Source organism: Pararhizobium antarcticum (genome assembly GCF_001885585.1).
GTDB classification, from domain to species: Bacteria; Pseudomonadota; Alphaproteobacteria; order Rhizobiales; family Rhizobiaceae; genus Pararhizobium; species Pararhizobium antarcticum.
The window spans coordinates 53109-64958 of the sequence record NZ_LSRP01000071.1 but is presented as its reverse complement, the minus strand read 5'-3'; the positions used below and the strand labels follow the sequence as shown (position 1 = coordinate 64958).

Sequence of the window (11850 nt, the reverse complement as noted above, 5' to 3'; positions counted from 1 at the left end):
CCTGTATGTCCTCCCTGAGGGAGGATCCCTGGAAAGACTTACGCAGTTTTGATGCCGCGCCTGTGATCTGTATCAAGACTAGCGCAGTTTGTTTTCCGCCTGTCAACGTAAAGCATTTCCAATGCCGTGCGAGACCCCGGTGCGCTCTGGGTACATTCCGAGGCTTTTCAAATCCACGGCAGAATCGCATTTTCACGGAATCGACTGCGGGGGATACCTCGCTTCGAAGAACAGGACGATCCAGCAAGCCCACCCGGCATGTTGATGGAGGAGTACGTCATGCAATCAGCCCACACGACACGTCCGGAGAAGATACGCGCCCGCTTCAGTCTGGGTCCATCAACGTGACGGGGACACAAAATCTTCGCATCGTCCTTGTCGAAGACGAGCCAATGATCGCGATCCTGCTCGAAGACCTGTTGAACGACATGGGATACGATGTCTGTGCGACCGAAGCGACCGAGGACAACGCAGTAGCCGCCTTCCGCAGGGAAAGCCCGGACCTGATGATCGTTGATTGTCATTTGCGCAAGGGCAATGGGATCGCTGCTATGACGGCGGTTTTGAAAGATCGTTTTGTCCCTCACATTTTCATGACCGGCGAAGATCTTCGTCATCATCGCCTCGACCCCGCTGCCGTCGTGCTGAAAAAACCATTTCTGGACAAAGACCTCGTTGCAGCGATCGACCAGGCTCTGGCCACGGCCACCGCTCTGCCCACGCGATGAAGGTGACCGGGCCATCCAGAAACAGTGATGCAAAAACTCAGGAGTTTTGACCATGCCCGTCAGAAACATGCGCGAACACGAATGCCTCGAGATGTTGGCCAACCGACACCTGGGGTATCTTGCCTGTTCGAAGGACGACCGGCCCTATATCGTTCCCGTCCACTACGCCTTTGAAGCGACCAGGCTTTACAGCTTCTCCATGCCCGGCAAGAAAACCGAGTGGCTCGCGGCCAATCCTCATGCCTGCCTGCACGTCAACGATCTCGAACGCCACAACCGTTGGCGCAGCGTCCTGATCGAGGGGCAATACACCGAACTTCCGGACACGCCCGAGTTTCACAACGAGCGGGTCTACGCCTGGTCACTGCTGCAGAAACATGACCTCTGGTGGGAACCGGGCATGTTCAAGCCATCGGAAGCAGAAGATGGCGGTGCCGAGGAGCCACTGTTCTATAGCATCAGCGTCGATGCGGTATCCGGACGGACGTTGACGGATGATGACATTGAGTGAGACCGCCCGATCCATAGAGAAAACCACGAGGATTACCGTGTCGCGCACCGTTTTCAGGGTGGCTCCAGAGCTATTGAAGCGCCCTCAAAGCATTCAGAATGACGGCTACATCAATGACTTCCTGTATCAGCGCGCCCTGGACCGGCGGCAGATAACCGAAGCTTGCGAAACCCATGGCGCAAAGTGACAGTCCAAGGCCCACCACGACACTCTGAAGCGCGATGGTCCTGCTGCGGCGCGCAACCGCCATCGCCTTTACCAGTGGCGCCAGTTCATCCACCAGCAACACAACGCCGGCCGCTTCCGACGATGAAGCCGTCCCGTGCGCGCCCATCGCCACGCCGACATCGGCGGCGGCGAGTGCCGGCGCGTCGTTGACCCCGTCGCCGACCATCATGACAGGACCATTGGCGATTTCCCTGCGCACACAGGCAACCTTCGCATCGGGTGTGAGATCGCCGAGCACGAGGTCGAAACCGAGTGGTCCGCCAACTTTCACGGCAATGTCGCTGCGATCGCCGGATGCCAGCACCAGTCGTTTGATACCCGCCTGCCGCAGGTCGTCCAGCGCCGCCTTTGCATCCGTACGGACTTGGTCCTGAAGGACGATAATGCCTGCGACCTTGCCATCGATCCCGACGGCCACCGTCATGGCAGCGGGATCGATATCCTTCAACAGATCATCGGCTCGGACGTTGCCACTCTCTCCGGCAACGAAGCTGTTTCCGCCGACAACCACCAGCTGGCCGTTCACGCTTCCCTTTATCCCGGTTCCCGGCGTTTCGATGACCTCCGCTGGCGTGGACAAGACCAGCCCTCTTGCTTGCGCCGCCTTGATCAGCGCTGACGCCACCACATGGCCGGATGCCTGATCGAGACTGGCAGCAGCCTTCAAGACATCCGTCTCGGAAAAACCCTCGCGCGTCCTGATCTCCGTGATCGCCGCCTGCCCGTGTGTCAAAGTCCCTGTCTTGTCGAGAATGACGGTGCGCACACGCGACATCGTCTCCAGTACGCCGCCGCCTTTCACCAGAACCCCCATGCGCGCGGTGCGCGACATGCCCGAAATCAGCGCCACGGGAACCGCGAGGATCAGTGGACAGGGCGTGGCGACGACCAGGACGGACAGCACCCGGATCGTGTCCTGTGTCAGAAACCAGGTAATCACAGCGATGGTTACGGTCAGGGCAAGAAAGGCGATCGCGTAGCGATCCGCCATACGCACCATCGGTGCCTTGCTGGATTGCGCAGCCTCAACCAGGCGCACGATCCCGGCATAGGTGCTTTCCGACGCCGGGCGGCTGGCGACAAGCTCGAAAGCGGCACCGGCGGACGCCGAGCCGCTCAACGCTTCGCAGCCCTTCAGAATGTTTTGCGGCAGGGCTTCCCCCGTCAGCGCCGACAGGTCAAGGACGGCGACCGGGGAAGCCACACGGCCATCGACCGGCAACACATCGCCCTGGCGGATGAGAAGTCTGTCGCCCGGCTTGATGTCAGCGATCGGCACCTGTTGCAGGACATCGCCGTCGAACCGCATTGCCGTTTGGGCGACGCGCCCCATCAGCGCCGTCATCTCCTTTTTCGCCCGCCCCTGCGCAAAATCCTCGAGAAGCTGCCCACCCGCATACATCATGGCGACGACGTTTGCTGCCAGCGGCTCGCCGAATGCGAGTGCAGCCGACATGGAAAGGGCGGCCACGATATCGAGGCCGATATCGCCCTTTCGCAGCGACACAACGATTTGAACGAACAGCCCCAGAAGCACGGGAGCGGTAGCAATTGACCAGACCCAGCTGGCCTCTGCCAAATGTCCGGACCAGCTCAGAACGCCGCCCACGGCAAGACCCGTCGCGGCAAATCCGATCAGTATCCGGGATTGGTGAACACGCAAAAGCTCTCCGGTAGGCAACGGCATTGTGATTCCCCCTGACTTTTGATCAACACCATAGACCAGATTTGGCGAGGCATCATTGCGGCGGAAGCATCCGTCTCAGCACATCATCCTTGCGGACGAAATGGTGCCAGAGGGCAGCCAAAGCATGCAGTCCGGCGAGACAGATCAGGATGTAGGCCGCCAGTTCATGGATCTCGCCGATCTGGTGGGCGACAGCTTCGTTTTCCGGCATCACCGGCGCGAGGGAAAACAAGCCAAAATCAATGCCTTGTCCGCTCCAGACCGCAAAAGCACTGCCGATAAGCGGCACAGCCATCATCAGGCAATAAAGCACTATGTGGCTGAGCGAAGACACGCGCTCAAGAGGCCAGCCAGAAGGCTCGGTTGCAGGCGGCGTGTGAGAGTCTCTCCAGACCAGACGCAGGACGACCAGACAGAGGATGGAAATGCCGACCAGCTTATGGGCATTGACGACACCGTCTTCCCAGCTCGACGGAAACGTATCGACCAGCAGGCCAAGACCGAATGCCCCGACGATCAACGCCGCCATCAGCCAGTGTATCCCTCTGGCGACGCTGTCGTAGTGCAGGATAAGGCGGGTTTGCTGTGCAATCGTTGTCATCATCATCTCCACATGGAACGCTGCGATGTTGAAAATCGAAATGGTCCCCGCGCCGGTGATGGTCGCCGGGGACCATTCGTTTCTACATAATCGTGATGTCGTTCTGCACCGCTGTTGCACCGGGAGCAGCCCAGGCGGTCGAGCCCGCCAGCTGACGGTCAGACCATGAAGGGGCTGTGCCGGTCAGGTGAACACGCCCGCCTGTCGCCGAAACAGTGATTGTCTTCGGATCGAACCATGAGCGATGCAACGCGTGCCTGATGCTGTCGCTGATGTCTTTGGCATTGGCCTTCGGCTTGAGGGCAATCTGGTTGGAAACCCCGACAACGCCGTGAAGCGTCCGCACATCATGTTCTGCTGCTTCCATCTGATAGTGCCACTCAACCTCGCCGGTCAGAGTGACCCAGCCCTTTTCCACCTTGATGCGAACGACGTCGTCTGGAACTTCGACGTCCCATTCGAGACGGTTCAGCGCTGCGGCTGCAATCTCCTCGTCGGTCCGCTTGACGTCGAACGCCAGCTTGACCTCGATTTCCTCGGCCACCGCCTTGACGCCCTTGACGCGGCGGGCGGCCTTTTCGGCGATCGATTTTTCCCTGTAGGTGTCGACGTGGCCGCTCAGGGTGACAACGCCATCGTTTGCCGCCACGCCAATGTGCGCCGCCTTGATGCTCGGCTCCCAGTTCAATTCGGCGATAACGGACGTTTGCAATTGATTGTCGTTGGACATGATTTTTGCCTCGAGTTTGATCATCGGGATTGCAGCGCTGCGCGCGCCGCAATGATCGTTACGCGCGTCCCGCATGGCCTGTCAGGGTCGGAAACTACTCAAGACTGTTTCCATGGCCGCCGAAGCAATCGCGTCGTCGGTTCCTGCAAAACGCGGCATGCGTAGTTTCCGAGGCTACCGGCTCGGCTATCGCGACATATCCTTAGACCCGCGCATGCGCGCGCCATTTCCAGCACCAGCGCATCATCCTTCGCTCCAGTGAAGTTTTCCACCGGGTCCATGGGACCATGGGTGGAAGCGGCAGCAAGCTTTGCAACGGCAACCGGAAAGCCGGCAGCGATCGGTCGCCGGCAAGATACCCTTGCCATCCTCAACGGATCGGCAGCAACGACAATAGAAGCCGGTGGTCGCAAAAGAGCTTTTGCGACCGCTCAAGCCGCGCAGAACCAGGCGGATCACACAACGCGCGCAACACCAGAATGGAATCGAACCGATGAACCGAGCAGCCGCAACACCGGCAACACAGGACGATTGGTACAATCGGTCGAATGACGAAGTTCACAAACTACTCGGTGTGTCGCTGGCGGGTCTATCTTCACCTGAGGCCGCGTCACGTTTGGTCAGGAACGGTCCGAACGAGATTTCGTCTGGAGAGCGCATCAGCGTTTTGCAGATATTCATCTCCCAGTTCCGCAGCCTCATCATCTGGGTTCTGATCTGCGCAGCGGTGATCTCGGCGCTTGTCGGCGAAACGGTCAACGTAATCGCGATCATGGCCGTCATCATTCTCAACGCTGCATTGGGATTCTATCAGGAGTATAGCGCGGAAAAATCAGTTGCAGCCTTGAAGCTGATGACCGCTCCGCAGGCCAAAGTGCGACGCGACGGACATGCGCTCACCGTTCCAGCATCCGAGGTCGTGGTGGGCGACATATTGATGCTGGCAGCCGGAGACCTTGTTGCAGCGGACGCCCGCCTTTGTGATGCAGCCACACTCCAGATGATCGAAGCGACACTGACGGGTGAATCAGAGACCGTTGCAAAGCAAGCAGGAGCGCTGACTGCCGGCAATTTGTCGATCGGCGACCAGACCAATATGGTTTTCATGGGCACAAGTGTGGCCAAGGGCACAGGCCGGGCAATCATCATCGCGACCGGCATGGCGACCGAACTCGGTCAGATAGCCGGGTTGATCGAAAAGGCGGGAAGCGACAAGGGCACGCCGCTCCAGAAGAAGCTCGATGCGTTCGGCCGCATTCTCGTCTGGGCGGCTCTCGGCATTGTTGCAGTGCTGTTCGGATTGGGCCTGCTTCGGGGGACTGCGCTCTACGAATTGGCGCTCACGGCCATCAGTCTGGCTGTGGCAGCCGTACCGGAAAGCCTGCCCGCCGTCGTCACCGTCGCCCTTTCCGTTGGCGTGATGCAGATGGCGCGGCGCCGGGTGCTGGTGCGCAAGCTGGCGGCGGTGGAGACACTCGGCTCAACGACCGTGATCTGTACCGACAAGACGGGAACTTTGACGGTTGGCGAGATGACGGTTCGCAGGCTTTATGTTGCCGGCCAGAGCTATGACGTCACCGGCGAAGGCTATGGTCCGGCTGGTGCCATTCTTTTGAACGGCAACGCCGTCTCCGGATCCGATCACGCGTCGCTGCTTGCGCTTGCAGCGATCCATCTCGGCTGCAACAACGCCCATCTGCGTGAAGAGGCAGGCATCTGGAAGACCATCGGCGATCCGACCGAAGGGGCGCTTCTGACATCGGCGGCCAAGGCGCGACTGGAGCGCAAGTCCTTTGAACAACAGTATCCGAAGCACTTCGAAATTCCTTTCGATTCCGATCGCAAACGCAGCACGGTGGTGCGTCGGATGCCAGACGGTCATCTCAGAGCGCTGGTAAACGGCGCCCCCGGTCCGCTTCTGGAGAAATGTACACTGATCGACACGGGGACAGGCGTACAGCCGATTTCCCAACAGGATCGAACAGATGTGCTGGCGGAAATTTCCGCGATGGCAAATCGCGCACTGCGCGTCCTTGGTTCGGCCTACCGTGATCTGGACGGGTCCAAGACCGGTCAATCCGCTGAGGAGTTGGAGCACGATCTCGTCTTTGTCGGTCTAGCCGGCATGTATGATCCACCTCGCCCGGAAGCCCGCCAGGCGATCGCGCAGTGCCGTATGGCGGGGCTACGCATTGTCATGATCACCGGCGACCATCCGGACACGGCTACAGCGATTGCCCGCGACATCGGCATCGCATCGGATCGCCCTGCCCTTACCGGCTCCGAATTGCAGGATATTCCGGATAAAGACCTGCAGGAACGCGCGGCCAAAACCAGCGTCTATGCGCGCGTGACCGCCGCCCATAAACTGAGGATCGTGCATGCCCTGAAGGCCAACGGCGATGTCGTGGCGATGACGGGTGACGGCGTCAACGACGCCCCCGCGATCAAGGGTGCCGACATCGGGATCGCCATGGGGCAGTCCGGAACGGAGGTGACCAAGCAGGCGGCGGATCTCATCATCACCGATGATAATTTCGCCACCATCGTTGACGCCATCAAGCAGGGACGCGGCATCTACGACAATATCCGCAAAACCCTTCAGTACCTGCTTGCGGGCAGCACCGCCGAACTCCTGTTGATGGCTGTGTGCGTCGTCATCGGCGTTCCGACGCCTCTCTTGCCGATCCACCTTCTCTGGATAAACCTGGTCACCGACGGCTTGCCGGCCCTGTGCCTTGCAACGGACGCGATCGATTCCGATGTCATGGAGAGGCCGCCGCGGCTTCCAGGCGAACCCATAACGGATCGTGGTTTTCTGTCGACGATGCTCTTTACAGGCTGCCTCACCGCCGCCGTCGCGTTTGCGGTTTTCCTGTACATGCTCGACACGACGGACACCGAGACGGCACGGACCTACGCATTCACGGTCATGGTCTTTTCCGAGGTGCTTCGTGCCTTCGGCGCCCGCAGCGAAAGCAGGCCTGTCTGGAGAATATCGGTCCTGACCAATCGCAATCTGCTGATTGTCGTTGGCGTGTCGTTCGGCATCCAGGTATTGAGCCAGCACAACGCGGTTCTCGGCGATTTATTGAAATCATCTCCCGTACCGTTCACAGACTGCCTTGTTCTTCTGGCCCTGAGCACGATCCCGTCCATTGTTCTGGAACTGGGTAAGCTGTGGCGCCAGCGGCGCTAGAGTTTGTCAGGGATAGGTGGGATCCGGTTATCCCGAAAAGACAAACGATCATAAGAAGAGCCGGAGACGGGCTGGTTCAGTATGAACCTGACAGACTCTAAGCGGCTGGTTTTTGCGTCAGAAGCCCGCCGAGTAGTCGCCTCAGGCCGTGGACCTGATCGACCAGGTGCAGGATCACGCCCACGCCGTCATCGTTCACGCCAAGACGCTCCTTGAGGTCGAGGATGAAGATCGCGCGCGCCAGGTCGACCTCGGAAAACTCCATGTCCGTTACCATCTCGTTGGGTAGCAGCCACTCTTCCCGCAGCCAGATCTCAAGCGTTTGCTGATCGATCTGCGCACGATGCATGAATTCGAGCCTGTTGATGATCATGGCTGCATATCCTTGCGCGGATTGTATTCCGGTTCCGGCGTCCAGGTTGCAAGAAAGCCCTCAAGGGCTGCGTCCGCTTTGTTCGGTAACATGACCCGAAGCGTTACCAATTGGTCGCCGTGAATGCCTCCATGCGCAATGCCCTTGCCTTTCAACCGCAAGACCGACCCGGTGTTCGAGCCTTTGGGAACCGAGACCATGACCGCGCCGGAGGGGGTGGGGACCTTTAGTCGGGCACCGAGCGCCGCTTCGCCGATCGTCACAGGCAGATCCAGATGGATGTCATCACCTTTGCGGACGAAGAAGGCGTGCGCGCCGACCGTGATGGTGACCAGCGCGTCCCCGGCCTCGCCCTGACCGCCGCCCGGTGCACCCTTGCCCCGCAACCGCAAAACCTTGTTATCCTCGATGCCGGCAGGGATTGTCAGGTCCAGAGACCCGCCATCCGGCAGCGATATCCGCTTTTTGGCGCCGTTGATCGCGTCGAGAAAGTCGACGGTCAGTGAGTAGTTCAGATCGTGACCCCGCATGCGGCGCGACTGGCGCCCTTGGCGCCTGAACATCTCTGCGAAAATGTCGTCGGCGCCGGAAAAGTCGGAAAATCCAGACGTGTTCTCATAGGGGTTCGCGCCGGCATTGTTGCCAGCATAGTCCTTATAATAGGGTTGGCGAGGCCGCTCCGTACCGGAGGCATCAATTTCCCCGGCGTCAAAGCGTTTACGCTTCTCGGGGTCGGAGAGGATTTCATTGGCGGCAGAAAGCCCCTTGAAGCGCTCCTCCGCCTCGGCATTTCCCGGATTGAGATCGGGGTGCAGCGTTTTGGCCAGCTTCCGATAGGCCTTGCGGATCTCGGCGCTTGTGGCTGTGCGAGCAACACCGAGAGTTTCGTAGGGGTCTTTCATTCGAACTCCACAAGGGACAAGCCGCGCGTTTGGCAGGTGCCTGGGACGCAGGAAATCCACCACGGCGCACCGGGCGGCCTTTTTGAAGGTACCCGCGCGCTTCGCACCTCGGTTAGATCTAGGACTGCCCGGCCCGCAACGATAGCTTCGGAAACTACTCAGAAAACCGCCGCACTGGAAAGTCATCCCGCGCTTGTACGGTCGCTTTTCATCGACGGGACCGGATGAGTACTTTCCGATCCTACCGCACCATCCATGCCGGATCTAGGGTCAGCGCATCAACAGATGCAGCCTTTTGCGTGCGCTTAATATTTTCCTTTGCGCGCAGCTTGCAACCACAGAAAGCGAAACCCGCCATGAAGGCTTTTGTCTATAACGGCCCGTCCAAAATGGCGCTCGAGGAGCGGCCAAAGCCGACAATCCTTACGCCGACCGATGCAATCGTCAGGATCACCAAGACGACGATCTGTGGCACGGATCTACATATCCTCAAGGGCGATGTGGCGACCTGCCCGCCGGGGCGAATTCTCGGCCACGAAGGCGTTGGCGTAATCGATTCCGTCGGTTCCGCCGTCAGCGCCTACAAGGCCGGTGACCGCGTTCTGATTTCCTGCATCAGCGCCTGCGGCAAGTGCGAATATTGCCGGCGCCAGATGTACTCGCACTGCACGACCGGCGGCTGGATCCTCGGCAACAAGATCGATGGAACACAGGCCGAATTTGTCCGCATCCCCTATGCCGACACCAGCCTCTACCCGATACCGGATGGTGCCGACGAAGAAGCACTCGTGATGCTGAGCGACATCCTGCCGACCGGCTTCGAATGCGGCGTGCTGAACGGCAAGGTCCAACCCGGCAGCACAGTGGCCATTGTCGGCTCCGGGCCAATCGGGCTTGCGGCCTTGTTGACGGCCCAGTTCTTTTCACCGGCGCGGATCATCGCGATCGATCTCGACGACAACCGGCTGGACATCGCAAAACGCTTTGGCGCGACCGACAGCATCAACAGCAGCGATGGCAAGGCCGTGGAAATACTGATGGCGATGACCGGCAATCGTGGCGTCGATACCGCGATCGAGGCCGTCGGCGTCCCGGCAACCTTCGAACTGTGTGAGAAGATCATCGCGCCGGGCGGCACGATCGCCAATATCGGCGTCCACGGCACAAAGGTCGATCTTCACCTCGAAAACCTATGGGACCGCAACCTCACCATCACGACACGGCTTGTCGACACCGTCAGCACCCCGATGCTGCTCAACACCGTGCAAGCCGGAAAGATCGATCCGAAGCTTTTGATCACCCATCACTTCAAGCTCGAGCAGATCATGGATGCCTACGACACCTTCAGCCGCGCCGCCGATACGAAGGCGCTCAAGGTCATCATCGAAGCCTGAACGACGAACCGGCATCAGTCATTTCAATTCTACCAAACCAGGACATTTTCCATGACCTATCAGAGCTTCAATCCCGCAACCGGCAAACTTCTGAAGACATTCGACGACCTGACGGACGCGCAGCTGGAAACGAAGCTGGCTGCTGCCGCGGCCTGCTTCGAGACATGGCGGCACACCCCCTATGCCGAACGCGCCGTCATCATCGAGAAGGCTGCCATGCTTGTGCATGACAGGGTTGAGGAACTGGCCCGGACGATGACCCTTGAAATGGGCAAGCGGATCGACGAGGCGCGCGGCGAAGTGGAATTCAGCGCGCAAATCCTCAGCTATTACGCCAAGAATGCAGAGCGCTTTCTCGCAGACACGGATCTGAACCCGACCACCGGTGAAGGCCATATGGAGAGCAGCCCGATCGGCGTGGTCTTCGGCGTCGAACCGTGGAACTTCCCCTACTACCAGCTCGCACGCGTCGCCGGGCCGCATCTGATGGCAGGCAATACGCTTGTGATCAAGCATGCCGGCTGTGTCCCGCAATGCGCCATCGCCTTTGAAAAGCTGTTGCTCGACGCCGGCGCGCCGGTCGGCCTCTACACCAACCTGCTGATTTCGCATGCGCAATCCGACCGGGTCGTGGACGATCCGCGCATCAAGGGCGTGGCACTCACCGGCAGCGTCGCCGCCGGCCGCAGCATCGCCGCACGGGCCGGACAGAACCTGAAGCCCTCGTCGATGGAACTCGGCGGCAGCGACGCCTTCATCGTTCTCGAAGACGCCGATATGGAACACACGATCAAATGGGCGGTCTGGGGCCGGATGTACAATACCGGGCAGACCTGCTGTGCGGCCAAGCGCTTCATCGTCGTCGAAACGCTCGCCGATACGTTCATTGCAAAATTCCAGGCGGCACTTGGCGCACTGAAGGCCGGCGACCCGCTGGACGAGAAGACGACGCTCGGTCCGCTATCGTCCGAATCCGCGCTGACCGACATTCTGAAACAGGTCGATGTCGCCGTGACGCATGGTGCCAAGGTGCTGATCGGCGGCAAGCGCGTCGATCGTCCGGGCTCCTATATGCAGCCGACGATCCTGACCGACGTCAAGCCGGGCAATCCTGCCTTCCGCGACGAGTTCTTCGGGCCCGTGGCGATGATCTTCCGGGTCAAGGACGAGGAGGAAGCCATTGCGCTGGCCAATGACAGCGACTTCGGGCTCGGCGGGTCGGTCTTCACCAAGGATGTGGCGCGCGGCAAGCGGGTCGCCAGCCGCATCGATACCGGCATGATGTTCATCAACAATATCAGCTGGTCGGATGCCGAGCTTCCCTTCGGCGGCATCAAGAATTCGGGCTACGGCCGCGAACTCGGTGACATGGGAATCCAGGCCTTCGTCAACAAGAAGCTGGTGCGCTACGTGGTCGCCGACGCGCCATTCTGACCGCCGGCCTGAAACGATGGCGCAGGGAAAGCCGGTGAAAGCCTGACCACTCCCTGCGCTTGC

Annotated in this window: 10 protein-coding genes; 5 read left to right on the top strand and 5 right to left on the bottom strand. The window is 59.9% G+C overall.

What is annotated here, in order from left to right; genetic code table 11:
- Nucleotides 1-5 precede the first annotated feature (5 nt).
- Nucleotides 6-728: a response regulator gene (locus AX760_RS27940; protein WP_083531088.1), complete on the top strand. Its 723-nt coding sequence runs from the start codon at nucleotides 6-8 to the stop codon at nucleotides 726-728.
- A 52-nt stretch (nucleotides 729-780) separates the two neighbouring features.
- Nucleotides 781-1239 (top strand): pyridoxamine 5'-phosphate oxidase family protein, encoded by a 459-nt coding sequence (locus AX760_RS06375; RefSeq protein ID WP_071832163.1) that lies wholly within the window; start codon nucleotides 781-783, stop codon nucleotides 1237-1239.
- Between the two features lie 70 nt (nucleotides 1240-1309).
- Here the strand turns inward: AX760_RS06375 and AX760_RS06370 are convergent, their stop codons facing one another.
- From AX760_RS06370 to AX760_RS06360, 3 genes are all read right to left on the bottom strand, one after another.
- Nucleotides 1310-3154, bottom strand: coding sequence for a heavy metal translocating P-type ATPase (locus tag AX760_RS06370; RefSeq protein WP_071832162.1), 1845 nt, complete (start codon nucleotides 3152-3154; stop codon nucleotides 1310-1312).
- A gap of 52 nt (nucleotides 3155-3206) precedes the next feature.
- The gene (locus AX760_RS06365; protein WP_071832161.1) at nucleotides 3207-3755 is read right to left on the bottom strand and encodes a cytochrome b; all 549 of its coding nucleotides are present in this window, start codon (nucleotides 3753-3755) and stop codon (nucleotides 3207-3209) included.
- Between the two features lie 82 nt (nucleotides 3756-3837).
- Nucleotides 3838-4485, bottom strand: a complete 648-nt coding sequence (locus AX760_RS06360) for a BON domain-containing protein (protein ID WP_071832186.1) — start codon at nucleotides 4483-4485, stop codon at nucleotides 3838-3840.
- Between the two features lie 493 nt (nucleotides 4486-4978).
- Here AX760_RS06360 and AX760_RS06355 point away from each other — a divergent pair, with 493 nt between their 5' ends.
- Nucleotides 4979-7684: a cation-translocating P-type ATPase gene (locus AX760_RS06355; protein WP_071832160.1), complete on the top strand. Its 2706-nt coding sequence runs from the start codon at nucleotides 4979-4981 to the stop codon at nucleotides 7682-7684.
- A 97-nt stretch (nucleotides 7685-7781) separates the two neighbouring features.
- On the opposite strand, the gene AX760_RS06350 is transcribed toward AX760_RS06355, so the two are convergent.
- Together AX760_RS06350 and AX760_RS06345 are read right to left on the bottom strand one after the other, a co-directional pair.
- The gene (locus tag AX760_RS06350; RefSeq protein WP_342587485.1) at nucleotides 7782-8057 is read right to left on the bottom strand and encodes a chaperone modulator CbpM; all 276 of its coding nucleotides are present in this window, start codon (nucleotides 8055-8057) and stop codon (nucleotides 7782-7784) included.
- A complete protein-coding gene (locus tag AX760_RS06345) occupies nucleotides 8054-9145 on the bottom strand; it encodes a DnaJ C-terminal domain-containing protein (RefSeq protein WP_342587484.1) in 1092 nt (363 codons plus the stop codon). The genes AX760_RS06350 and AX760_RS06345 overlap by 4 nt, the downstream gene beginning before the upstream one ends.
- Nucleotides 9146-9315: 170 nt before the next feature.
- On the opposite strand from AX760_RS06345, the gene AX760_RS06340 reads away from it, so the two are divergent.
- Nucleotides 9316-10353: a zinc-dependent alcohol dehydrogenase family protein gene (locus tag AX760_RS06340; RefSeq protein WP_071832158.1), complete on the top strand. Its 1038-nt coding sequence runs from the start codon at nucleotides 9316-9318 to the stop codon at nucleotides 10351-10353.
- 51 nt (nucleotides 10354-10404) lie between these two features.
- A complete protein-coding gene (locus AX760_RS06335) occupies nucleotides 10405-11787 on the top strand; it encodes an NAD-dependent succinate-semialdehyde dehydrogenase (protein ID WP_071832157.1) in 1383 nt (460 codons plus the stop codon).
- Nucleotides 11788-11850: the final 63 nt, after the last annotated feature.